This window comes from Rhizobium sp. AAP43 (assembly GCF_001296045.1).
Classification (GTDB): Bacteria; Pseudomonadota; Alphaproteobacteria; order Rhizobiales; family Rhizobiaceae; genus Allorhizobium.
Genome location: NZ_LJHS01000004.1, coordinates 25284 through 48001 on the forward strand (window position 1 = coordinate 25284; position 22718 = coordinate 48001).

Sequence of the window (22718 nt, forward strand, 5' to 3'; positions counted from 1 at the left end):
TTGGGCCATGGCCTATCACTGGGCCATGAGCACAGTTGATCCGAACCTTGACCGCGTCAGTGACGCCCCGTCCGACAATTTCGTCTATCGCGCCCTGCCGCGATGGATCTGGCCCTATGCGCAGCTCGCCCGATGGGATCGCCCGATCGGCTGGGAGCTGTTGATGTGGCCCTGTTTCTGGTCGTCTGCCCTGGCGGCCAATGTGCTTGCCGCCGAAGGTCGTCTCAGTCTGCCACTTTTCGCCTTCCACCTTGTCCTGTTTTTTGTCGGGTCGGTCGCCATGCGCGGCGCCGGCTGCACCTATAATGATCTGGTCGACCATAAGATCGATGATCAGGTGGCGCGCACACGCTCGAGGCCACTCCCCTCTGGTCGCGTCACCCGGCGCGATGCCAAGATCTTCATGCTCCTTCAGGCACTGGTGGGGCTTGCGGTTCTGCTCTGCTTTAACGGCTTCTCGATCGTGCTTGGCATCCTGTCGCTTGCGATCGTCGCCATCTATCCCTTCGCCAAGCGTTTTACCGACTGGCCGCAATTCTTTCTCGGCCTTGCCTTTTCCTGGGGTGGGTTGATGGGCTGGGCCGGTCTTCACGGCACGCTCTCGCTCTCGGCCGTCCTCCTTTATTGCGGCGCTGTCGTCTGGACGATCGGTTACGACACGATCTATGCCCATCAGGACAAGGAGGATGACGCCCTGGTTGGCGTTCGCTCCACCGCACGGCTGTTCGGCGACGACACCAAGATCTGGCTCGCCGGCCTCTACGGGCTGACGCTGATCCTGCTGCTCGCATCCTTCATCTCAGCCGGTGTCGCTTTCCCGGCGATCCTCGCACTTCTTGTGGCAGTCGGCCTCTTTGCCTGGCAGATCCGGGTGCTCGATATCGATGATGGCGCGCAGTGCCTGTCGCTGTTTAAGTCGAACGGCCGCATCGGCCTCATCCTTTTCGTCGGACTGGTGGTCTCGCTGCCCTTTGCCTGAAGCGGTCTTGCCCTCGCGGCTGACGCCGAAAGAATGAGGATTGACCTGTGGAAAACCGCAGGATCGTCCCGCTGCGGCACATCTAAATTGTGTGTTTGACAAACGAATGAAGGCCCGGATGTCGCCATCCGGGCCTTTCGTTGTTCAGTCCTGGGACGGCAATCAGTTGCGGGCGATGATTTCCTTGCCGGAAATCTTCATGGTTACGCCGAGCTTGCCGGTCGAGCGGCGCACGAGGAAACGCGGCCTGCGCTCGGCAAAATAGGAGTGGCGGCGACGCGGCTGCGTCTCGCGGCTGCGCACATCGCCGATATGTTCTTCAAGCGGGCGGGCGATGCCATCGGCCTCGACCATCAGCATCGGAATGCGGAAGGCTTCCGCCCAGTTGCGCCAGTCAGCGGCGATGTCGCAGAGGTCATGCGCCACAAGCAGCGGAATGCAGAGTTCCGGGTCGTCGTGATGCAGTTCCAGCGTCACGGTCACTTCGCCGTCGCCATGATCTATGGCGCGGGCTGCAACGCCTTTAAAGGCGCGGGCGGGGAGTGCGAAGGAAAGCGGCAGACCGCTTCCGGCAAGGATCTTGCGCAAAACGGCGCCGCGATCGTCGATGGTGATCGTGACGTCGCCGGCGGCTCCACGCAATGCATAGGTTACCTGCTGGGGGAACCGCGAAGGGTCAAGTCGCAACGTTGCGCCTGCCCAGGCTGGCTTCAAAACCGTGTTCGTCATCTTCATGCTACCCTTGTTTTACCGAGAGGCTCTTCATGAGCCCGCCTCATCGGGACTTTTCGTCCTCTATGGCCTCAAGATAGCGAGCGGCCGTTGGAGACCGCTTAAAAGATGCAGTAAAGAAAATCTTGCACGGCCAGATGGTTAGCATTGTCGTACCGGGCAAGGTTTCGAAAATGTGAAAACCTGTCCGCCTTGTTCCACTGCGGAACGCATCCACGCCCGGAGCCCGCCGCGGCCGGATCTCCGAACCCAGCATTCCCGGCAGTTTTCATGAAGTCATAAAGCTTGGCGCAAGGATTTGGGCGCATACTGCCACTCGCAGAAGCCTGTCCACCTGTCGAGGAACGTCATGGTCTCCACCTATCTGAGCTATAATCTGGTCAATCGCGACCTGAAAGCGGCCATCAACCGCGTGGCTTCGGACAGCGTCGTGGCGCGCCAGACAGAGTACTTCAAGGCGAATATCGGCAACGTGACCTCGGTCGACGAATTCCTCGACGACTACCAGCTTTATTCCTACGCGATGAAGGCGCATGGTCTCGAAGAGATGACCTATGCCAAGGCCTTCATGAAGAAGGTGCTGGAAAGCGACCTGTCGGATGATGAGAGCTTCGCCAATCAGCTGAGCGACGAGCGCTACCGCGATTTCGCCGCCGCCTTCCAGTTTAATTCCCAGACAGCGGATTCGCAGACAGACGCTCAGCAGAAGCTGATGCTCGAGAAGTATGAGGCCTCGCTGACGGCCCAGAGCGATACGCTGGCGACCGAAAGCTACTATTATGAGAACGTCATCGACACGATCACCAATGTCTCCGGTCTCGTCAACAACAGCCGCCTCATGGATGTGGCGCTGAACGCCTACGGGATCGACGGCACCTATTACACCAAGGATCATTTGAAGCAGATCCTGACCAGCGACACCTCGGATCCGGACAGCTACGTCAACCAGCTCGTCACCAACGGTGCTGCAGACGCCGCCAATTTCCTCGCGCTTGCCAAGGCCTTCAGCTTCAATGCGGATGGTACCCTGTCGGGTGCGACCGCCCAGACGGCAGCTCAGAAAGAATCCACGGTCTCCCTCTATGTCGAGGAGGAGCAGATCTATGTCACGGATTACTACCGACAGCGCGAACGCGCCTACTACGAATCGAAAATCGCGACCATCACCAGCGTTAGCGAGCTGACCTCCGATGCACGGCTGTTCTCCTACGTAAAAACCGCTTTCCAGCTCGGCACGTCGGTTTCGGCGTCGACCTTCGAGCAGATCGTCACCAGCGATACCAGCGCATCCGGTAATTATGCGATTACCAATGGCGGTTCGGCATGGGTCGCCGTCGCGGATGCCTTCAATTTCGCGACCGACGGTACGGTGACTGCTGGCAACGCTCAGAGCAGCACCCAGCTCGCCACGACGAATTCGGGCTTCTCCACGTATTACGACGATGAGGACGAAACCAAGAAAACGGCGCTGACCGACCTCTTCACCACCAATATGGCCGAGGTCGAAAAGGTCGAGGACATTCTGAAGGACACGACGCTGCTCCTCGTCCTTCAGCGCACCTTCGGTTTTGAAGCCGGTGAATTCACCAATAGCGAGCTGAAGAAGGCGCTGACCAGCGACTTCACCGATCCGAACAGCTATGCCAACAAGTCGAAGGACAGTCGCCTGATCGAGATGTCGAAGCTCTTCAACTTCGACAGCGAAGGCAAGGCCTCGATCCCGATCCAGGCACAGAATACCCTGAGCGCGACCCTGATCGCCAAGGAATACATCATCAGCCAGATCCGTTTCCTAGAGGGCGATGAAAAGACGGCTGCGCAGACTGCGGCGACGGAAAAGGCCGAGGCCTATCAGGAGAAGATCCAGACGATTACCACCGTCGACGAGCTTCTGGCCGACCGGGACGTCGTTGATGTCGTCCTCGGTGCCTTCGGCTTCGATCCGGAGGAGGTGACCGACGACTTCCTGAAGCAGATCTTCAATTCGGATCTTTCCGATCCCAAGAGCTTCGTCTTCACCCAGACGGAGAGCCGCTGGGCCGAGATGGTTGCCTCCTTCAACTTCGACGCCGAGGGCAATCTGACCCGTGATACTGCGGGCACCGTGCAGCAGCGCGGCGAGACGATGGAAACGGTAAACGCCTATCTCCGCCAGACGCTTGAAGAAACCGAAGGCGAAAGCAACGAAGCCGTGCGTCTTGCCCTCTACTTCCAGCGCGCCGCACCTGACGTGACCGACGCCTACAGCCTGATTGCCGATGACGCCCTGATGGAAGTCTTCCGCATCACCTTTGGATACTCGGATGAGTTTTCCAACATGGACGTGGACATGCAGGCAAAGGTCATCGAGGACAATCTCGATCTCCAGGAACTGCAGGATCCGGAGAAGATGGAGCGCTTCATCCAGCGTTTCACGGCCATGTATGATGTCGAGAATGCCGATGTGAGCTCCTCGGCACTCACCGTGCTGACAGGCGGCGGGAGCACGGGTATTTCCGCTGATCTTTTGATGAGCCTGGCCCAATTGAAGGCCTGATCCGGTTTCAAACCCGCCGCACCCTTGTCGGCGGGTTTTGTTTTGGCTATCGATGTATCCGTTGGAATATATCGATAGGAGCTCTCCGTGTTTCGTCGTCTCAAGTTTGTCCTGTCTCCGGTGCTTGCCATGCTCGCACTGGCGACCCTCGCCCTGCCGGCCGCCGCAGCGGACAAGGTTACGGTCTTCGCCGCCGCCAGCCTCAAGGAGAGCGTGGAAAAGATTGCCGCAGACTGGAAAGCAAAGACCGGCAACGCGGTTGTTCTGTCCTTCGCCGGCAGTTCGGCGCTCGCAAAACAGATCGAGGAGGGCGCGCCGGCAGATATCTTCATCTCGGCAGACCTCAAATGGATGGACCATCTCGACAGGGCAGGAGAGGTGAGGAGCGACACGCGCGTCAACCTTCTTGGCAACCGTATTGTGCTGGTCGCCCCCAAGGACGCTGGCATCACGGCGACGATAGCCGATGGCTTCCCGCTCGCCACACTGCTGGGTGACGGCCGTCTTGCCATGGCCAATGTCGATGCGGTTCCGGCCGGCACCTATGGCAAGGCAGCGCTTGAGAGCCTGGGCGTCTGGGACAGCGTCAAAGACAAGGTGGCGCAGGCCGAAAACGTGCGCTCCGCGCTGCTGCTTGTCTCGCGCCATGAAGCGCCGCTCGGCATCGTCTACGAAACGGACGCGAAGGTCGATCCGGGCGTTGTAATCATCGATCGTTTCCCTGAGACCAGCCATCCGGCCATCGTCTACCCGGCGGCAATAACGACGGAGAGCAAGAGCCCGGTGGCGGCGGATTTCCTTGCGCACTTGCGGGGTGCGGATGCCCGTGCCATCTTCAGCGCTGCCGGTTTTTCGGTGCTCGCCGACACGAATTGATCCGTCCGATGAACCCTGAACCGGGATGCCCCTGTTGACGCTGACGGCCGAAGAATGGACCGCCATGCTCCTGAGCCTGAAGGTCGCGGCTGTCGCCGTGGCCTTCTCCCTGCCGCTCGGGATCGTCGTGGCTTGGCTTTTGTCGCGCCGCGATTTCTGGGGCAAGACGTTGCTCAACGGGCTTGTGCATCTGCCGCTTATCCTGCCGCCTGTCGTCACCGGCTATCTTCTGCTGATTTCCTTCGGCAGGCGTGGACCGGTCGGGGCCTTCCTTGAGCAAACGCTGGGCCTCACTTTCTCCTTCCGTTGGACCGGTGCGGCCCTTGCCGCCGCCGTCATGGGTTTTCCGCTGCTGGTCCGCTCCATCCGCCTGTCGCTTGATGCCGTCGATCAGAGGCTCGAAGCGGCAGCCAGCACGCTTGGCGCGCCGCCGCCGATCGTGTTCCTGACGGTGACCCTGCCGCTGGTTCTGCCCGGTATCGCTGCCGGTGTAATCCTCGCCTTTGCCAAGTCCATGGGCGAATTCGGCGCGACGATCACCTTCGTCTCCAACATTCCCGGCGAAACCCAGACGCTTGCCTCGGCGATCTATACCTATACGCAAGTGCCCGGCGGCGATTTGGCCGCCATGCGTTTGACGCTGATTTCGATTGCGCTTTCGCTCGCCGCCCTCATCGCCTCCGAAATCCTGTCGCGACGGCTCGCTGCCCGCCTGGGAGCCACGTGATGCTCGAAATCTCCATCCACCATCGCCAGGGGGATTTCACCCTTGCAGCCGATCTTGCCGTCGGAGCAGGGCTCACCGCCTTCTTCGGCCCCTCCGGCTCCGGCAAGACGACGCTGGTCAACATCATTGCCGGCCTCATCCGGCCAGGCGAGGGTCGCGTCAGCTTCAACGGTGAGATCTGGAGCGATACGGCTAAGGGCATCCATCTGCCGCCGTATCGCCGCCGTATCGGTTATGTCTTCCAGGAGAGCCGCCTTTTCCCGCATCTCTCCGTTCGCCAGAACCTGCGTTATGGCGAGCGGCTTCTGCCAAAGGCAGAGCGCCGTGAAAATCTCGACCGCATTGCCGCCATGCTCGGCATCGAGACGATGCTCGACCGCGCGCCGGCAGCCCTCTCCGGCGGGGAAAAGCAGCGCGTCGCTCTTGGCCGGGCACTGATGGCAAGCCCGAAGCTGCTGTTGATGGATGAGCCATTGTCGGCCCTGGACGCCGGCCTGAAGGCGCAGATCCTGCCTTACATCGAGCGCGTGCGCGACGAATTCTCAGTCCCCATCCTCTATGTCAGCCACGCGCGTGAAGAGGTGGCACGTCTCGCCACGGCGCTCGTGACCTTCGGCAGCGGCCGGACGACCGCCATTGGTGAACCCGACGCCGTTCTGGCCATGGTGTCGAAAGGATCAGGCGAACTGCCGGCCGGTAACTTCATCGAGGCAGTGATCACCCGGCATCATCCGGTTGATCGGCTGACCGAGGCGCAATCGCCCGCGGGCCCGATCTTCCTCCGACAGGCCGATCTCGCCCCCGGCACGCGCCTGCGTGTTTTCGTTCCGGTGTCCGATATCGTCGTCGCAACGGGATCGGCCGAGGGCCTCTCGACACTCAATCGGCTGGCCGGCACGCTGATACGGGCGGAGGATCGTGGCGAAGCGAGTATCAGGCTGACCGTCGATTGTGCCGGACAGCCCGTGCTGGCGGACGTCACGCGGCGCTCCGCCGACCAGTTGGGACTTGTGCCAGGGATGGCGGTCCAGCTTCTCTTCAAGACGGTGTCGCTTGCCCCGGAAAGCCTGTTCCGACAGCCGCAACGGGTAAAAGCCTGAGCGGGGTCAGCCCTCGTCATCCGCTGGATGCGGCGCGCGTGCCGCGTTGAAGCCGGGGTCGAGCTTGTCTTCGAGCCAGGCGATGTCGTCGGCGAGTGCCGCACGGCTCAGCAATTCCATTTGCCGGCAACGCGCAAGCAGCGCTTCGCCGAAAGCCGTCAGCCCCGCGCCGCCGCCGCTCTTTCCCCCATGCCGGGTAAAGATGGAGGGTTCCTTGAACATCCGGTTGATCTCGTCGGCGAGCAGCCAGGCGCGCCGATAGGACATGCCGATCGCCGAACCCGCCGCCCGGATCGACCCATGCTCGGCAATCAGCGCCAGCAATTGCGCCTTGCCCGGCCCGAGCCGCGCGCCGTTGTCGAGATCGATCCGGAGCGTCAGGCGCGTCTTGCCGGTCATGTCAGAACAGTGCTCATCTCAGGAGATCACCTTGCCGGGATTCATGATGCCGGCAGGATCGAAGGCCTGCTTGATCCGACGCATCAACGCGGTCTCGATCGCCGGCCGGCTGGCCGAAAGCTCATCGCGCTTCAGCTGTCCAACTCCATGCTCGGCGGAAATCGAGCCGCCATGCTGGTGCACGACTGCATGCACAACGGCATTCATGTCCCGCCACCGCGCGATGAATGCGGCCTTGTCGGCGCCAACGGGCTGGCTGATGTTGTAATGGATATTGCCGTCGCCGAGATGGCCGAAGGCGCAGATCCGCGCATCGGGCATCAGCGCATGCACCGCCAGATCCGCATCTGCCAGGAAGGACGGAATGCGCGAGATCGGCACCGAGACATCGTGCTTGATCGAACCGCCCTCGGGTCGCTGGGCTTCGGACATGCTTTCGCGCAAATGCCAGAAGGCGTCCTGCTGGGCGATCGAACTGGCAATGGCCGCATCCGCCACAAGCCCCGCCTCAAAGGCGTCGGCAAGCAGATCCTGCATCATGGTTTCTGCGGTCTCGGCAGAATCCGAGGTCGAGATATCGATCAACGCATACCAGGGATGGATCGAGTTGAGCGGATCGCGCACGCCGGGAATATGTTTCGTGGTGAACTCGATGCCGATGCGTGGCATCAGCTCGAAACCGGTCAGCGCCGAACCACAGCGCTGCGATGCCGTCTCGAACAGGTGAAGGGCGGCCTCCGGCGACGCAAGCCCGGCATAGGCGACCTGCCGCCCGCGTGGACGCGGCACCATCTTCAGCACTGCCCCGGTGATCACGCCCAGCGTGCCTTCCGCGCCGATGAAGAGGTCGCGCAGATCATAACCGCTATTGTCCTTCTTCAGCCGTCGCAAGCCATCCCAAATCTCGCCGGTTGGCAAAACGACCTCCAGCCCGAGGCAGAGCTGGCGCATATTGCCATAGGCAAGCACTGCCGTGCCGCCGGCATTGGTAGCGAGATTGCCGCCGATCCGGCAGGAACCTTCCGAACCGAGCGACAGCGGAAAGAGCCGGTCATGTGCTTCGGCGGCCTTCTGGACCTCTGCAAGGATCGCCCCGCCATCGACCACCATCACATCGGCAACGGGATCGACTTCGCGGATCCGGTTCATCCGTTCAAGCGACAGAAGAATGTCCTGACCGCCTTCGCGCGGCACCTGCCCACCGACAAGGCCGGTCCGGCCGCTGACCGGCACGATCGGCGTCCCGCTCTGGCTTGCCAGTGCCATGATCGACGAGACTTCCGCTGTCGTGCCGGGCTTCAGCACCAGCGCCGAAGCCCCATGATAGAGCCCGCGATTTTCCGTGAGGTATGGGCGGATGTCCTCGGCTGAGGTCAGCGCATTGCTGGCGCCGACAATGTCGATGAAGGCCTGCAACAGCTCTGCAGTCATGGTGTCCGTCTTGATATCCGTTTTCGCAAGCGTCATCCGAGGCTCTCGTCCTGTTCCAGAGGCATGTCGCGTGGGGCCGCCGCCCGCATCAGCCGGTCGTTGATCGCCTCACCGAGGCCGGTGTCGGGGATGGATACGACAGCAATGCCAGAGGAGCCCGATGCATCGGCCTGTTTCAGATAGGCAAAGAGATGGCTTGCTGCCTCGGCAAGGTCGCCGGCAGGGCTAAGGTCGAGCACCAGGGCCGCCGTGTCGTCGCCCTCGATCCGCCGCCCGCCGAACGTGATCAACGCCTCACGGGCCTCGATCCTGTCGGCTTCAAGACGAACAGGGGCATTCGGGGCATAGTGGGAGGCCAGCATGCCTGGGGCCTCAATGGCCGCCGTACCCGCCGCCTTCGGCCGCTCAACCGACATGCCCGTCACGCTTTCGATCGCTTCGACCGAAATGCCCCCCGGTCGCAACAGGCGGATGCGGCCGTCCTCGACCTTGAGGATTGTCGATTCCACGCCGACTGGGCAGGGGCCGCCATCGATGACGAGTTCGATCCTCTCGCCGAGATCTGCCTCGACATGCGCCGCAGTCGTCGGGCTGATCCGGCCGGAGGAATTGGCGCTGGGGGCGGCAAGCGGTCGACCGAAGCGGGCGATCAGCTCGCCGGCAAAGCCCTCCGGCACGCGGATGCCGACACTGTCGAGACCGGCGGTCGCCAGCGGATGAATGGGGGTGGTGGAACGAAGCGGCAGGACGAGTGTCAGCGGTCCCGGCCAGAATTGCTCGGCCAGCCGCCGCGACAAGGGATCAAAGACCGCATGCGTCTCCGCCATGGCAAGATCGGCCATGTGGCAGATCAGCGGGTTGAAGCGCGGCCGTCCCTTCGTTTCATAGATTGCGGTGATGGCCGCCGGATTGCAGGCATCGGCTGCAAGTCCATAGACCGTCTCGGTAGGTATGGCGATTGGTCGCGCGTGCGAAAGCACCGTGACCGCAGCACCGATTGCCGCTGCCCGTGCTTCACTTCCCACATCGCCGATTGCAATCATCTTGGCCATTCGCACCGTCCGGGCTTTGTTTCCACCGTCCTTAGCGCGTTCGGCTCCTGAGGATCAAATGGGTTTTTGTCGCGGTGATCCGACGAATTTTAGCCCATTGAAATTTAAGGGAGCAGAATTCCTTACAATTTTAGCTGTCGATGTAACTGAAAGAAAGAAGTCTTCTGTTTAGGTGGCATGCAAGGGACAAGAATGCCTCAAGTGGGAACCATCAGATGCAGCAAGTCAAGAATCCTGCCACCAGCATTGCGCTTCGGGTCGCCACCGCCATGCACCAGATGGGCATCGATGGCCTGCCGCGCAATTACGAACTCGTTTATGAAGCCTATTCGGGCAACAATCCGGAACTGGTTCGCGATTTCATCGCGCTGGGCAAGGTCAAGACGCAGGAAGCGCTCGACGAACTGGGCCGCCGTTATCTGCCCCACCATCACGAAGATGGCCTGCTGGCCCGCCAGAACGGCCAGGTGCGCGCCGAGATGAGCAACTTCATCACGCTGCTCAACGAGGAAAAGATCTCCCTGACGGACTATGGTCGCGTTATCGGCCATGCCTCGAAGTCGATCATGACCGAGGTCGAGCTGGAAGGCACGCCGCTCGGCCAGTCGATCAAGATGCTGAAAGCCGCAACCGAGAAACGCGCGCATCAGAACAGCAATGTTGTGCGGGCCGTGGTCGACAAGACCGCGTCGCTGGCCGACATGCAGCGCGAGGCTGAAGAGGCAGAGGCCGCAAAATTCGTCGATCCGGTCACCCGGCTTGCCAGCCGCCGCGCCTTCAACAAGGCGGTCGCCAAGATCTATTCCAATGCCGATATGCCCGTGCTGTGTGGCGTCGCAATCGGTGAAATCGATGACTATGTCCGCATTCAGGAGCAGATGGGCCCGGCTGTGGCCGAGCGCTTCCTTCTTCAGGTGGGCAAGGTGCTGGAGGCCGTGTCGGGCGGTGGCGACCTGGCTTGCCGCTTCGACGGTGGCCGTTTCGGTCTTCTGCTCTATACATCCGACCGTGACGAGGTTTCCCGCGTCGTCGATCTGGTCCGCGCCAAGCTGAAGGCCAGTTCGCTCGTCGGCTCCAACGGCGGCCGAAGCCTCGGACAACTCACCATGTCCTTCGGCATCTGCTTCTCCGAGCAGGCCCCGAACGCCTTCGACTTCACCAATTTCGCCGACAAGGCGCTGGCCACGTCGCGCACCAATGGCGGCGATGCGGTCACCATCTACGGCGCCAATGACTATGTGTCCAAGGACTGGCTGCTCTACAAGAAGAAGCCGGTCGGCGGCTTCGGCGCATGATCGAGCCCGATCAGCGCACCGAGGCTCCGCTCACATCTTTGCGATGATGGCGCGCAGAGCCTCGTCGCGGGCTCCGAGCATCAGGACGTTCTTCAGCGCCTGTTTGGGGTCGCGTGTGTTGAACAGCAGCCCGTTGTCGCGCACGCTCTTGTCGAGGGTCATGGCACTCGCTTCCTTGTCGGGGCGGATAGCGACAGCGAAATACATCCGGTCATAATTCGGTTTGATGTGACGAAAGAATTGCCGGTCATCGCCGATTTCCGCCTGGAAATTGGCAATGTAAAACGCCCATCGGACCTTGGAAAACTTGCGGGATGACGTGTGTGCTGCCGTGACGTGGCAGTAGCCGAGATGGGGAATTTCATCGAGCGTCCGGTGGAAGATCATCTTCGGAAACTGGATCGAACGGTGGAAGCTGTTGATCTGCTTGTGTGTCTTTGCCCCCGCTGCCTCCAGCCTGCGGCCCGTGCGCTCAGCGACTTCTTCATAGGTCAGATAGCGGCGTTCGTCTGGAACCCAGTCTTCCAGATGTTGCGCGAAAGGACCGTGTCTGAGGTAGTCGGAAGCCTTGTTGTTGCGTGCGGGTTGCGATGTCCGGGCCGTCTCGAAATATATATGCTTTTGCATGGGAAAGAGTGTCCCCTTGGATGCCTCTGTAACGGTGGCAACTGTAACTTTTCACAGTTAACTGCAATTTTCGGTTATTGGAATTTTCGGATAAAAAGGGCTGAAAAAGTGAGCGATTTCCGTTGTGGTGAAAATTTGCGCACGGGCGCCGTCCGGATCTCCGGACGTCCACGGAATTCGGATGTTTGGTGGTGAACAGGGAGCCGCCGCTGCGAATGCGGCTGTTCCGTCGCTCAGAGCTTTTGAATGATTTTGCGCAATTCCGCGTTGCGGGCGCCCAGCATCAACACGTTGCGCAGAGCTTCCTGTGGGTCCTGCGTGGTGAACAAGAGGCCATTCTCGCGCACCGTCCGGTCGATCGCCATCGCCTTGGTTTCCGCCTCCGGCTTCATCGCGACGGCAAAATACATACGGGCATAGCTTTGCCGGATCTGGTCGAAGAAGGAATCGCTGCCGCCGAGCTCTGCCACGAAGTTGGCGATATAGAAGGCCCAGCGCACATCGGCATATTGCGCGAAGTTCGTCCGTGCTGCAGTCACATGGCAATAGCCCAGATGCGGACTGTTGTTCAGCGTGCGGTGGAAGATGAGTTTTGGAAAGCGGATGTCGCGGTGCACCGCATTGATGCGCGCATGGGTCGTCTCGGCTGCTGCCTCAAGCCGCTTGCCGGTTCGCTCGGCAACTTCTTCATAGGTCAGATAGCGTCGTTCGTCGGCCAGCCAGTCTTCGCGGCTGCGCGAAATGCGACCTGTGCGCAAGAACTCGGTATGCTGTGCCTTTGCCAGCGCCTTCGCGTCGCTTTTCTTTGGCGATGCGTAATATCTGAGTTTCTGCATATCGATATCCCGGCCCTGACAGACGCGCGCGAGAAAAGCGCGACGCAGCCTGATTGATGGCGATTTGCAGATAGTATCGCTGAAACACGTTTCCCGAAGCTTGCCATTCGCAAAAGCTCAAAAGATCTCCGCCGTTGGCCATTTTGCGCCATCGTGACCTGTCGTTCGGAATGCGGCATTGCTTAGACGCAAGTAAAGTAACGAAAATTTCTCCACGGGCGCTGGACAAGCGAAGTTGCGACATGTCGCAAACACTTCCGGCCGTGTCGTTTCGCAGTGCGGCGAGAATTTCGACCGTGTGATTAGATGAACCCAAGCTCGAGGTGCCGCCCAGCTAGGGAGGGTGGAAATCGGGAAGCCGGTCAAAATCCGGCGCTGCCCCCGCAACGGTGGTGGAGAATGCGCTTCGGCAAAAGGCCACTGGGGGCAACCCTGGGAAGGCGCCGGCGCGGTCCGTGAATGGACCACTCCTTAGCCCGGAAACCAGCCTCGGGAAACGAACATTCAAGGTCGCGGAGGGCGGCCGGAGATGCGTCAGGTCCGTTTCCCAAGGAAGCGGGGCGATCCTTCTCCGCTCTTCTCCGCCAGCGCTTAAACGAGGACGACATGGACCTGCAGGCGACGATACTGCGACAGCTCAAGAACCGCCGCGAGGGTTTCTCCCTCGAGCAGCCCTTCTATATCGACCAGGATTACTTCAAGCTCGATATGGAGCAGATCTGGTATCGCGATTGGCTGTTTGTCGGCCATGATTGCGAAATCCCGCGCGCCGGCAACTATTTCACCGCGCAGATCGGCGATTATCCCGTCGTCATGGTGCGCGGCAAGGATCAGGTCATCCGCGCCTTCCACAACACCTGCCGCCATCGCGGCCACCGCGTCTGCACCCAGGATCGCGGCGCATCTGCCAAGCTCGTCTGTCCCTATCACCAGTGGACCTACGATCTCGATGGCTCGCTCGTCTTTGCCCGCCAGATGGGCGAAACCTTTGACAAGAGCGAATTCGGCCTGAAGACCGTGCATTGCGAAAGCGTCGCCGGCTACATCTTCATCTGCCTGGCCAATGAAGCCCCCGATTTCGCCCCCGTCCGCGCCTCGATCGAGCCCTACATGAAGCCGCACCGGCTGTGGGAGGCGAAGGTCGCCCACCAGAACACCATCATCGAGAAGGGCAACTGGAAGCTCGTCTGGGAAAACAACCGCGAGTGCTATCACTGCGCCGGCAATCACCCGGAGCTCTGCCGCACTTATCCGGAAGCCCCGACCGCAACCGGCGTGCAGGGCGCAGGCGACGACCCGTTCATCTCCGAACACTGGGCGCGCTGCGAAGCTGCAGGCCTGCCGTCCGAGTTCAAGATGGACCCGTCCGGCCAATTCCGCACCGCCCGCATGCCTCTGATCCAGGATGCCGAAAGCTACACCATGTCCGGCAAGCGTGCGGTGAAGAAGCCGCTCTCGGCCGAGGTCCCGATCAGCCATATCGGCACCATGCTGCTCTTCCACTATCCGACGACCTGGAACCACATTCTTGGCGACCATGCGATTTCCTTCCGCGTGCTGCCGCTCTCGGCTGAGGAAACCGCCGTCACCACCACCTGGCTGGTCAACAAGGATGCAGTCGAAGGCGTTGACTACGACCTCGAGGAACTGACCCATGTCTGGAACATGACCAATGATCAGGACCGGTCGATCGTCGAAGAAAATGCCTTTGGCATCCGCTCGCCGGCCTATGAGCCCGGTCCTTACTCGGTGGACCACGAAGGCGGTGTGATGCAGTTCGTCGAATGGTACACGACCTTCATGATCAACCGTTTGCAGGGCGACAAGGCCCGCATCACAGCGGTGGCGTGAGATGAATATCGCCGTCACCCAGTATCGCCATGTCGATGAGATGCGCCCCTGGTCCGACCGGGAGCATCTCCTTGAGTGTGTTGCCGTCACGCCGGAAGCCCCCGACGTGATGACCTTCACCTTCAAGCCGAACAAGCCCGGCCTCTGGTTCCGTTATCTGCCCGGCCAGTTCGTGACGCTCGAAATCCCTGTCGGCCCCGAGCCGGTGATGCGCACCTATACCCTGTCGTCGAGCCCGTCTCGTCCCTATACGGTGGCGGTCACGGTCAAGGCGCAGGCCGACAGTATCGGCACGCGTTGGATGTTCGATCACCTGAAGCCGGGCATGGCGCTGAAGGCGATCGGGCCGCTGGGTGACTTCTCCTACGCAAAGCACCCGGGCAGGAAATACCTCTTCATCTCCGCCGGCTCCGGCATCACGCCGATGGTGTCGATGACGCGCGATATGGCAGATCGGGCACCCGATAGCGATATCACCTTCCTCAATTGTGCCCGCTCCCCTGATGACATCATCTTTCGCTGGGAGCTGGAGGCCAAGGCGCGCGAGATGCCGCATCTCACGCTCGGCTTCATTGTCGAGCAAGTCTCGCGCGGCCAGCTCTGGTCGGGCCTGAAGGGTCGTATCGACAAGGCGAAAATCGCACTCCTGGCGCCTGACTTCCTTGAGCGCACCGTGTTCTGCTGTGGACCGGCGCCCTTCATGGCAACCGTTCGTGAAGCGCTCGAAGGCGCCGGCTTCGACATGAAGCAGTATCACGAGGAAGCCTTCCAGCCAGTCAAGCCGGAACTGCCGATCGTGGTCGCCGACCATTCGGACGGCGAAGCGGCAACCAAGGTCACCTTTGCCATGTCGGGCAAGGACGGTCTTTGTGCGCCGGGCCATACCGTGTTGCAGGCGGCGCGTGCCGCCGGCGTTCGCATCGGCGCGGCCTGCGAGTCTGGCCTTTGCGGCACCTGCAAGGTGATGAAGCTGTCCGGCGAGGTTGAGATGGACCACAATGGCGGCATTCTCGACGACGAGATCGACGAGGGCTACATCCTTGCCTGCTGTTCCCGCCCGAAAGGCGATATCGAGATCGAGGCCTGAGACAAGATTCCTTCATGTGAAGGCGGCGGTCCGGCATCGCCGCCTTCGATACGCCTGACTGGAGGGCTGCTGCCCTCCATGTTTCTCCCGATATGCATGGAACATCCGGCTGTTCTCGCCGTTGAACAGGGCTGGCGCACGCCAGGTTTCGTGATCCACCGTGAAAACTGGTGAATAGGATGTTAATCCTCAGTTCAGGCGGTGGCCGATAACCTCGGGTCAAGATCAGCGCGAAGCTCTCGCAAGCGTAGAGATCTCGAAAACATGCAGGGAGAAATATCATGAAGACTGCATTGAAGCATACCGCAACCCTCGCGCTCGCAGCCGTGATGGCGCTGGGCAGCCTCGTGCCGGCTCAGGCAGCGACCGTCGTTCGCCCAAACGCACCGGTCAGCGTCAGCTCGGAAGCAACGCAGGTTCAGTATCGTCGCGACCGTTACGAGCGTTATGATCGTTACGAACGTCACGGCTATTATCGCGGTCACCGCGGCTATCGTGATCGCCGCGCCGGTTATCGTTATCACAATGGCTACTGGTATCCGCTGGCAGCCTTTGCGGCTGGTGCGATCATCGGTGGCGCCATTGCCAGCCAGCCGCGTCCGGTGGCGCCGTCTGCTGGTCTCAATCCGCGCCACTACGACTGGTGTGCGGTCCGGTACCGGTCCTACGACCGCTACTCCAACACCTTCCAGCCGTATAACGGCCCGCGTCAGCAGTGCCTGTCCCCTTATTATTGAGTGGTCTGATGTGGCGGGCGTAAGCCCGGCACAGGCTTGATGATGTCTTCTACGAGGCCACCTGCAGCAACTGCCGCAGGTGGCTTTTTCGTCGTCGGAACAAGGCCATTCCCTAACGGCATTCGCCCGGCATTAACCATTTGTTAACCACGACGCAGTTAGTCATGGTCAACGATTTGTTTACGTAGATGACCAAAGTGCTAACCGAACCTCGCTCTATCCGCATCAAAGGCAGATCCTTCCTGGCCGTCGTCCTGACGCCGGACCTTCCGTTCGACGACTGGTTGGCCCGCCTCGACGATCTGGCGGCACGCTCGGCCGGCTTCTTCCTTGGCAGGCCTGTCGTTCTCGACATTTCGGAGATCGACACCGACCGCCCGCAGCTGAAGTCGCTGATTGCAGAGCTTGCAGCACGCAATGTCAGCGTCATGGGTATCGAGGGTGGTCGCCCGTCGCTGATTGAGCCTGGCATGCCGCCCGCCCTGAAGGGTGGCCGCGCAGCAGCTGACTACGAAGTGCCGGAGAGCGATCCGGTCCCGGCCAAATCCGCCGGGCGTTCGGAAAAGCCGGTGGCCGCGCCGACGCCCGTTGTTGTCGAAGCGCGTGAGGCGACACCGTCGCTGATCGTGCGCGAGACGGTGCGGTCTGGCCAGTCGGTCATCTATACGCAGGGCGACGTGACCGTGATCGGTTCGGTCGCCTCCGGCGCGGAAATCATCGCTGGCGGATCTGTGCACATTTATGGCGCGCTGCGCGGTCGGGCTTTGGCCGGCTGTGTCGGCAATGCCGATGCGCGGATCTTTTGCCGAAAATTCGAATCTGAACTCGTGGCGATCGACGGCGTCTATGCCATGGCCGACGACATGAGTTCTGAACTGCGGGGTCATCCCGTCCAGCTCTGGCTGGAAGGCGATGCCATCAAGGCGGAGAAAATGACGTGACACATGCCGGGGATCAACAGGAGACGAACATGGGTAAGGTGATCGTTGTTACATCAGGCAAGGGCGGCGTCGGTAAGACGACCTCGACCGCAGCCCTCGGTGCTGCGCTGGCCAAGCGCAACGAAAAGGTCGTGGTCGTCGACTTCGATGTGGGCTTGCGCAACCTCGATCTGGTGATGGGTGCAGAGCGCCGCGTCGTCTACGATCTCGTCAACGTCATCCAGGGCGACGCGAAGCTGCCGCAAGCGCTGATCCGCGACAAGCGGCTCGAAACCCTGTTCCTGCTGCCGGCATCGCAGACCCGCGACAAGGACAACCTGACCGCCGAAGGCGTCGAGCAGGTGATCAACGAGCTGAAGAAGTATTTTGACTGGATCATCTGCGACAGCCCAGCTGGCATCGAGCGCGGTGCAACGCTGGCCATGCGCCACGCTGATGTCGCCGTGATCGTCACCAATCCGGAAGTCTCGTCTGTCCGCGATTCGGACCGCATCATCGGGCTTCTCGATTCCAAGACCCTGAAGGCGGAGCGCGGCGAGCGCATGGAGAAGCACCTGCTCCTCACCCGCTACGACGTCAACCGCGCCCAGCGCGGCGACATGCTCAAGGTCGAGGACGTCCTCGATATCCTGTCGATCCCGCTTCTCGGCATCATCCCGGAAAGCATGGATGTGCTGCGCGCATCGAACATCGGCGCGCCGGTCACCCTTGCGGACGCCCGCAGCGCACCGGCACTGGCATACTTCGAAGCCGCTCGACGCCTTGCTGGCGAGCAGGTACCGATCACCATGCCTGGTGAAAAGCGTGGTCTGTTCGACAAGATCTTCGCCCGGAGGGCTGCATGAGCATTTTCTCCCTGTTCCGCAAGCAGCAATCGGCGCCCATGGCCCGAGAGCGGCTGCAGGTCCTGCTTGCCCATGAACGATCCAGTATGGGGACAGATCTTGTGGCTGTGCTGCGCGAAGAAATCCTGGCTGTCATTGCCAAACACGTTCAGGTCGACAGCGACCGCGTGAAGGTGAAGATGGACCGCGACGAGCACATGTCGATCCTCGAAATCGATGTCGAAATTCCACTCGACGCGACACGAATGGCTGCCTGACCAAGGCTCGCAGACCGATCGAAATCGAAAGGCCGCCGACGATATCCCGTCGGCGGCCTTTCTGTTTCTGGATGATGGCGGGGGAGGCTAGCCCCCCGCCTGTCAATCTCAGCCGATCCGGGCGTTGTCGTCCTTCTTGATGGCAATGATCGTCGAGCGCGGCAGCTTGCCTTCGCCATCCGGGAACGGCGCGTCGGGATGCTGGATGCCGACGAAATGCGTGCGCTTGTCGGCCGACCAGGTCTGGCCGGTGACTTCGGCACCCTTCGGCGCGGTCAGGAAGCGCTCGATGCGGCCGGTCACCGGATCGCCCGCCAGCATCTGGTTGTTGCCCTGTCCGGCATAGTCGCCTTCGTTCGAGTCTTCGCCATCGGTCTGGATCCACAGAAGACCGGTCGAATCGAACATCATGCCGTCAGGCGAGTTGAACATGTTGCCTTCGTTGATGTTCGAAGAACCGGCATAGGCGTCCTTGTGGACAACGGGGTTGCCGGCCATCAGGAACAGGTCCCACTTGAACTTGCCATCGGCATGGTCATTGTTTTCAGGATACCAGCGCACGATCTGGCCGTATTCATTGGCCTCGCGCGGGTTGACGGCGTTGAGTTCCAGCACGTCGCCGCCGGCATTGGTCTTCATCTTGCCGTCCTTCAGAACAGCGCGATTGCTGTTGTTGGTCAGGCAGCAATAGGCTTCGATGGCAACCGGGTTGGTGGCAACCCATTCCGGACGGTCCATGGTGGTGGCACCGACCTTGGAGGCTGCCTGGCGGGTAAAGACATAGATCTCGTCCAGCTTCATGCCGGTGGTCTCAGGCGTCAGTGCAAGCCATTCGCCGGTGCCTTCGTCGGAGAACTTGGCGACGTAAAGCGTGCCTTCGTCGAGCAGCTTCGAGGTGTCGCCACCCGGAACATAGATGCCGTTGGAGACATACTTGTAGAGGAACTCGCCACGCTCGTCGTCGCCCATATAAACGACCACGCGACCGTCACGGGCCTCCACCACGGCAGCGTTCTCATGCTTGATGCGGCCGAGTGCTGTGCGCTTGATCGGGGTCGAAGAGGCGTCCGACGGATCGATTTCGACGACGTAACCGGCGCGGCGTGGCTCGTTCGGGTTCTTCGACACGTCGAAGCGCTCGTCGAACAGTTCATAGCCGTAGCGGGTCTCGGCGACGATGCCGTAGCGCTTGTAGTCGTCAGGCAGCTTGAAGTCGGCGGTGGTGGTGCCGAAATAGCCGTTGAAGTTTTCTTCGCAGGTCAGATACGTACCCCACGGCGTCTTGCCGGCGCCGCAGTTGTTGAAGGTCCCGAGACAGTCAATACCGGCAGGATCAGCAGCGGTCTTCACCAGATCCGAGCCGGCGGCGGGGCCGGACAGCCTCATCGGCGTGTTGTGGTGAATGCGGCGGTTGAACTTGCTGTCGACAACGATCTGCCAGCCATTCTCGCCTTCGGTCACTTCCATGACGGTGACGCCCTGCATGTGCTGCAGGATCTTTACGTCGTCGAGGCTCTTCGGCATGCCCTTTTCATTGTGGGGCAGGTTGGTCTCGTTGTTCACATACTCATGGTTGACGGCGATGAGCTGGCTATTGCCGACCATGAACAGTTCCATGCCGTCGGTGTTTTCGCCAAAAACCTTGTCGGAGGCTTCGAGCGACACGCCGTTGACCGGATCGATATCGGCGACGCCTGAAAACAGCGGCTGGCCCCACTTGGCCAGCGGCTGCCAGCTATAGCCTTCCGGAACATGCACGGTGTTATCGGTCGCAATCGCGATCGGCTTGAACGGAAAGCGCGATGCAGCTTCCTGTGCCTGGGCCGAGGTGGAGTTCAGGAGGTTGCCGACGGTGCCCATGGCAGCTGCTGCCGAGCCCATGGCGAGGATACCGAGGAAGCCACGACGGGAGACCGCGCGCTCAACGACGAGGTCAAAGTCGGTGACGGCAGGCGGCGGATTCTGCAATTCGTCCCACTCGTCCCACGACAGATGGTTCTTGTTCGTGTCGGTCATCGATCACTCCTTGGTTTGGACAATTCCAGGGTGTGAGGTAGTCGGCCCGCATTACAGTCTTGTGACGCTGAGGCTCAGGTCAGCGCGTTCAGCGCCACCGAAAGGCAGACGGCGAGAAAGACGACCGGAATGCCGATCCGGATATAGGCTCGGATTTCGGGTTCTAGATGCGGATAGCGCTGCTTTCCGGGATAATCGGCATAGATCAGCACGATATCAATCAGGAGCACCGCGATCAGATAGAAATAGCCGAGCGACACCATAACCGCGATTGGCGAGTTCATCGAGATCGAGCCCGGAAAGCTCGATTCATAGGTGAAGCTGAGGGCTGCCAGCGCCAGAAGCGCCGAATAGGTGATTGGCGCCTTATCACCGATCAGGCTGACCCGCGCCCAGAGGATGAAGACCGCAACCGAAGTCACCGCCAGAAACGGCACGAACAGCGGCAGCACATAATATTGCCAGGCACGCTCGACCGCAGCCGTCGCCTTGACCCGCACGAAGGGTCGTGCGTTCCAGCCATGAAAGCGCTCCATCACAACGGACAGGCGCTTCCCCGACCAATTCGACGCCGAGACATCGGTTTCGATCGACGACAGCTCCCGGTCGATATCGTTCATCACATAGATAACCTCATCGGCCGGATGGCGCGGCGAGACCATCGACAGCGTCAGGTTCTGATGGTCGAAGGGGAAGGAGGTCATGTTGATATCGACGCGGAAGTCGGCATCGATCTTACGGATGCGGGTGACGGTTCCATCGGCGCGGATCGACACCGCGATGGCCTCTGTGCGTGCCTTGTTGATCTGGTTCTCGATCTCGGTTCCAGGCGTCCACATGCGCGAAAGCGTGTCCGCCGCCTGGTCGCCGACCGTGTCGACGCGGCCAAAGCCGCTCACTTTCGGATCGAAGGCAAGCGCCGGATTTCTCCAGCGTTCCGTCAGCTCGATCATCATCGACGCCTCGCCCTCCGTTTCCGCGATCCGCGACACGTTGAGGATCCTCACCCCGACATGCACCTGGATGGGCAGGAAGACGCCCTCGGGCAAAGGCGGCGGAGGAGGCGTTGCGGCGCTTGTTGCACGTGGCAGGCAAAGAGCAAGGCCGATGACCAGCAGGATCGCCAAAGGCTTCAGCATGGCGGCGCCCCTCACGATAGCCGTCCGGACGAGCTGGAGGACAGCGCCGACAGACGGCCGATCACCTGGCGAAGGGCGGTTTCCTCGCCATCGCCATCCGCCTCCATGGCCGCTGCAGGACCGGTCGTATTGGCCTGCCCATAGCGGGCAAGGTCTGCGATGGGCCGAAGAACCAGAGCGCGAATGGTCACCATGACCATGCCATAGCAAAGCACAAAGCCGAGGATGCAGACCGTCAGCGCCGTGACCAGCGAGCGATTGAACTGACTTCCCAGATTGGTGATGTCGCGGGCAATGACGATGGTGCCGATCATGCGGCCGGAATAATCGAGAAGCGGCTGCGACAGCGTGCCGAACCGCTGGCTATCCAGCGTCACATCGCCCTCGACGGGCTCGCGCTGCAAGCCGATCTCGCCTGCAGCCTGCAGCTTTTCGAAAAGCCGGGTATCGGTCGAGGATTCGATCAGCAATTCGGTGCTGTCTTTCGATACCGCCTTGTCCTTCGGCACATAGCCGGACATGGCCGGGCTGAGGAACAGCGCAAAGTCGGCGCCCGAGGCGGACTTGGCCAGATCCATCAGGGTCTTCAATTCCACGCCCACCTCGAACGTGGCGATCAGCGTTTCCCCGTCCATGACGGGGGCCACCGCACGCAGGCTGAGGCCCGCCAGCCCCACTTCGAGACCCTTCTGCAGTTTGCGACTGCGGTTGGCGGCCAGGATCATCGGCCGGATGCTGGACAAGTCCTGGCCGAAATTTTTGGGGTCCTGGACGCGCAGATAGCTTTTGATGTCGGGCGTATGGAAGTGAAGCATGTTGACGCCGGCCTCGCTCGCCAGCGCCTCATAGCTCGGCTTCAGATAGGCGGCGAGGGCGGCCCGGTCCTGGGCCTTGAGAAGGGCAATCACCTGCGCGTCGCGCCCGATCTGGACTGCCTGGGTGGCCGAGAGACTGGCAGCCTGGCCCATGGACGAGGTCAGGAGGAGGGCGGTTGCCTGCATTTCCTGCCGTTTGCCTTCCGCCAGCTGTTGTCGGCTGCCGGATATGACCACAGTGGCGGCGGCAGCGAGAACCAATGTCAGGCAGGTGGCCGTGACCAGGGCGAGGGTGCGATCGAGCGTCATGGCGGCAGTTTTCCAGATGGTGGCTTTTCCAAGGTGGTAAGCCAGTGCAGTCCCGCTTGTATCGCCCAAAGTTGGGCGCATAATTCGCTCGGCTCCCGTCTGCCCCACAGGCCTCGTCTCAAGGGCTGGGC

General features: G+C 61.0%; 21 protein-coding genes and 1 riboswitch. Of the genes, 12 read left to right on the top strand and 9 right to left on the bottom strand.

The window, feature by feature from the left end:
* Window positions 1-25: 25 nt before the first annotated feature.
* The gene (gene ubiA / locus IP76_RS02215) at window positions 26-979 is read left to right on the top strand and encodes a 4-hydroxybenzoate octaprenyltransferase (RefSeq protein ID WP_054156792.1); all 954 of its coding nucleotides are present in this window, start codon (window positions 26-28) and stop codon (window positions 977-979) included.
* A 162-nt stretch (window positions 980-1141) separates the two neighbouring features.
* Here ubiA and IP76_RS02220 read toward each other — a convergent pair whose 3' ends face one another.
* Window positions 1142-1708, bottom strand: a complete 567-nt coding sequence (locus IP76_RS02220; RefSeq protein WP_054156793.1) for a DUF6101 family protein — start codon at window positions 1706-1708, stop codon at window positions 1142-1144.
* A gap of 352 nt (window positions 1709-2060) precedes the next feature.
* On the opposite strand from IP76_RS02220, the gene IP76_RS02225 reads away from it, so the two are divergent.
* From IP76_RS02225 to modC, 4 genes are all read left to right on the top strand, one after another.
* Window positions 2061-4247, top strand: a complete 2187-nt coding sequence (locus IP76_RS02225) for a DUF1217 domain-containing protein (RefSeq protein ID WP_054156557.1) — start codon at window positions 2061-2063, stop codon at window positions 4245-4247.
* A gap of 129 nt (window positions 4248-4376) precedes the next feature.
* Entirely contained in the window at window positions 4377-5123 is a 747-nt protein-coding gene (gene modA, locus IP76_RS02230; RefSeq protein ID WP_054156794.1) for a molybdate ABC transporter substrate-binding protein, read from the top strand.
* A gap of 25 nt (window positions 5124-5148) precedes the next feature.
* Window positions 5149-5850, top strand: a complete 702-nt coding sequence (modB, locus tag IP76_RS02235; RefSeq protein ID WP_054156558.1) for a molybdate ABC transporter permease subunit — start codon at window positions 5149-5151, stop codon at window positions 5848-5850.
* Entirely contained in the window at window positions 5850-6950 is a 1101-nt protein-coding gene (gene modC / locus IP76_RS02240) for a molybdenum ABC transporter ATP-binding protein (RefSeq protein WP_054156559.1), read from the top strand. Before modB ends, modC begins: the two co-directional genes overlap by 1 nt.
* 6 nt (window positions 6951-6956) lie before the next feature.
* Here the strand turns inward: modC and IP76_RS02245 are convergent, their stop codons facing one another.
* From IP76_RS02245 to IP76_RS02255, 3 genes are read right to left on the bottom strand one after another with little or no spacing between them, the layout of a single operon-like run.
* Window positions 6957-7349, bottom strand: coding sequence for a winged helix-turn-helix domain-containing protein (locus IP76_RS02245; protein WP_054156560.1), 393 nt, complete (start codon window positions 7347-7349; stop codon window positions 6957-6959).
* 18 nt (window positions 7350-7367) lie between these two features.
* Window positions 7368-8816 (bottom strand): FAD-binding oxidoreductase, encoded by a 1449-nt coding sequence (locus IP76_RS02250; RefSeq protein ID WP_245281364.1) that lies wholly within the window; start codon window positions 8814-8816, stop codon window positions 7368-7370.
* On the bottom strand, window positions 8813-9832 hold the full coding sequence (locus IP76_RS02255; protein WP_054156561.1) for an L-threonylcarbamoyladenylate synthase: 1020 nt from the start codon (window positions 9830-9832) through the stop codon (window positions 8813-8815). The genes IP76_RS02250 and IP76_RS02255 overlap by 4 nt, the downstream gene beginning before the upstream one ends.
* Before the next feature lie 215 nt (window positions 9833-10047).
* On the opposite strand from IP76_RS02255, the gene IP76_RS02260 reads away from it, so the two are divergent.
* Window positions 10048-11127: a diguanylate cyclase gene (locus tag IP76_RS02260; RefSeq protein WP_054156562.1), complete on the top strand. Its 1080-nt coding sequence runs from the start codon at window positions 10048-10050 to the stop codon at window positions 11125-11127.
* 30 nt (window positions 11128-11157) lie between these two features.
* Here IP76_RS02260 and IP76_RS02265 read toward each other — a convergent pair whose 3' ends face one another.
* A complete protein-coding gene (locus IP76_RS02265; RefSeq protein ID WP_054156563.1) occupies window positions 11158-11754 on the bottom strand; it encodes a DUF6656 family protein in 597 nt (198 codons plus the stop codon).
* Between the two features lie 233 nt (window positions 11755-11987).
* Window positions 11988-12590 (bottom strand): DUF6656 family protein, encoded by a 603-nt coding sequence (locus tag IP76_RS02270; RefSeq protein WP_054156564.1) that lies wholly within the window; start codon window positions 12588-12590, stop codon window positions 11988-11990.
* 304 nt (window positions 12591-12894) lie between these two features.
* Window positions 12895-13097, top strand: a riboswitch (cobalamin riboswitch).
* A gap of 99 nt (window positions 13098-13196) precedes the next feature.
* On the opposite strand from IP76_RS02270, the gene IP76_RS02275 reads away from it, so the two are divergent.
* The 6 genes from IP76_RS02275 (at window position 13197) to minE (ending at window position 18308) form a co-directional block, all read left to right on the top strand.
* Entirely contained in the window at window positions 13197-14441 is a 1245-nt protein-coding gene (locus IP76_RS02275; protein ID WP_054156565.1) for an aromatic ring-hydroxylating dioxygenase subunit alpha, read from the top strand.
* A 1-nt stretch (window position 14442) separates the two neighbouring features.
* Window positions 14443-15528, top strand: coding sequence for a hybrid-cluster NAD(P)-dependent oxidoreductase (locus tag IP76_RS02280; protein WP_054156566.1), 1086 nt, complete (start codon window positions 14443-14445; stop codon window positions 15526-15528).
* A gap of 281 nt (window positions 15529-15809) precedes the next feature.
* Window positions 15810-16265 (top strand): BA14K family protein, encoded by a 456-nt coding sequence (locus tag IP76_RS02285; protein WP_054156567.1) that lies wholly within the window; start codon window positions 15810-15812, stop codon window positions 16263-16265.
* 188 nt (window positions 16266-16453) lie between these two features.
* Window positions 16454-17206 (top strand): septum site-determining protein MinC, encoded by a 753-nt coding sequence (gene minC, locus IP76_RS02290; RefSeq protein ID WP_054156568.1) that lies wholly within the window; start codon window positions 16454-16456, stop codon window positions 17204-17206.
* Window positions 17207-17235: 29 nt separating this feature from the next.
* On the top strand, window positions 17236-18051 hold the full coding sequence (gene minD / locus IP76_RS02295) for a septum site-determining protein MinD (RefSeq protein ID WP_054156796.1): 816 nt from the start codon (window positions 17236-17238) through the stop codon (window positions 18049-18051).
* Window positions 18048-18308: a cell division topological specificity factor MinE gene (gene minE / locus IP76_RS02300; protein ID WP_054156569.1), complete on the top strand. Its 261-nt coding sequence runs from the start codon at window positions 18048-18050 to the stop codon at window positions 18306-18308. Before minD ends, minE begins: the two co-directional genes overlap by 4 nt.
* 108 nt (window positions 18309-18416) lie before the next feature.
* Here the strand turns inward: minE and IP76_RS02305 are convergent, their stop codons facing one another.
* The 3 genes from IP76_RS02305 to IP76_RS02315 form a co-directional block, all read right to left on the bottom strand.
* A complete protein-coding gene (locus IP76_RS02305) occupies window positions 18417-20324 on the bottom strand; it encodes a PhoX family phosphatase (protein ID WP_054156570.1) in 1908 nt (635 codons plus the stop codon).
* A gap of 74 nt (window positions 20325-20398) precedes the next feature.
* On the bottom strand, window positions 20399-21463 hold the full coding sequence (locus tag IP76_RS02310; protein WP_054156571.1) for a hypothetical protein: 1065 nt from the start codon (window positions 21461-21463) through the stop codon (window positions 20399-20401).
* Window positions 21464-21474: 11 nt separating this feature from the next.
* Complete coding sequence (locus IP76_RS02315; RefSeq protein WP_054156572.1) at window positions 21475-22587, bottom strand: cache domain-containing protein; 1113 nt, start codon at window positions 22585-22587, stop codon at window positions 21475-21477.
* Window positions 22588-22718: the final 131 nt, after the last annotated feature.

Bases quoted from the DNA above. Each gene is read 5' to 3' on its own strand.
- ubiA (WP_054156792.1), top strand. From the start codon at position 26: ATGAGCACAGTTGATCCGAACCTTGACCGCGTCAGTGACGCCCCGTCC.
- IP76_RS02220 (WP_054156793.1), bottom strand. From the start codon at position 1,708: ATGACGAACACGGTTTTGAAGCCAGCCTGGGCAGGCGCAACGTTGCGA.
- IP76_RS02225 (WP_054156557.1), top strand. From the start codon at position 2,061: ATGGTCTCCACCTATCTGAGCTATAATCTGGTCAATCGCGACCTGAAA.
- modA (WP_054156794.1), top strand. From the start codon at position 4,377: ATGCTCGCACTGGCGACCCTCGCCCTGCCGGCCGCCGCAGCGGACAAG.
- modB (WP_054156558.1), top strand. From the start codon at position 5,149: ATGCCCCTGTTGACGCTGACGGCCGAAGAATGGACCGCCATGCTCCTG.
- modC (WP_054156559.1), top strand. From the start codon at position 5,850: ATGCTCGAAATCTCCATCCACCATCGCCAGGGGGATTTCACCCTTGCA.
- IP76_RS02245 (WP_054156560.1), bottom strand. From the start codon at position 7,349: ATGACCGGCAAGACGCGCCTGACGCTCCGGATCGATCTCGACAACGGC.
- IP76_RS02250 (WP_245281364.1), bottom strand. From the start codon at position 8,816: ATGACGCTTGCGAAAACGGATATCAAGACGGACACCATGACTGCAGAG.
- IP76_RS02255 (WP_054156561.1), bottom strand. From the start codon at position 9,832: ATGGCCAAGATGATTGCAATCGGCGATGTGGGAAGTGAAGCACGGGCA.
- IP76_RS02260 (WP_054156562.1), top strand. From the start codon at position 10,048: ATGCAGCAAGTCAAGAATCCTGCCACCAGCATTGCGCTTCGGGTCGCC.
- IP76_RS02265 (WP_054156563.1), bottom strand. From the start codon at position 11,754: ATGCAAAAGCATATATATTTCGAGACGGCCCGGACATCGCAACCCGCA.
- IP76_RS02270 (WP_054156564.1), bottom strand. From the start codon at position 12,590: ATGCAGAAACTCAGATATTACGCATCGCCAAAGAAAAGCGACGCGAAG.
- IP76_RS02275 (WP_054156565.1), top strand. From the start codon at position 13,197: ATGGACCTGCAGGCGACGATACTGCGACAGCTCAAGAACCGCCGCGAG.
- IP76_RS02280 (WP_054156566.1), top strand. From the start codon at position 14,443: ATGAATATCGCCGTCACCCAGTATCGCCATGTCGATGAGATGCGCCCC.
- IP76_RS02285 (WP_054156567.1), top strand. From the start codon at position 15,810: ATGAAGACTGCATTGAAGCATACCGCAACCCTCGCGCTCGCAGCCGTG.
- minC (WP_054156568.1), top strand. From the start codon at position 16,454: ATGACCAAAGTGCTAACCGAACCTCGCTCTATCCGCATCAAAGGCAGA.
- minD (WP_054156796.1), top strand. From the start codon at position 17,236: ATGGGTAAGGTGATCGTTGTTACATCAGGCAAGGGCGGCGTCGGTAAG.
- minE (WP_054156569.1), top strand. From the start codon at position 18,048: ATGAGCATTTTCTCCCTGTTCCGCAAGCAGCAATCGGCGCCCATGGCC.
- IP76_RS02305 (WP_054156570.1), bottom strand. From the start codon at position 20,324: ATGACCGACACGAACAAGAACCATCTGTCGTGGGACGAGTGGGACGAA.
- IP76_RS02310 (WP_054156571.1), bottom strand. From the start codon at position 21,463: ATGCTGAAGCCTTTGGCGATCCTGCTGGTCATCGGCCTTGCTCTTTGC.
- IP76_RS02315 (WP_054156572.1), bottom strand. From the start codon at position 22,587: ATGACGCTCGATCGCACCCTCGCCCTGGTCACGGCCACCTGCCTGACA.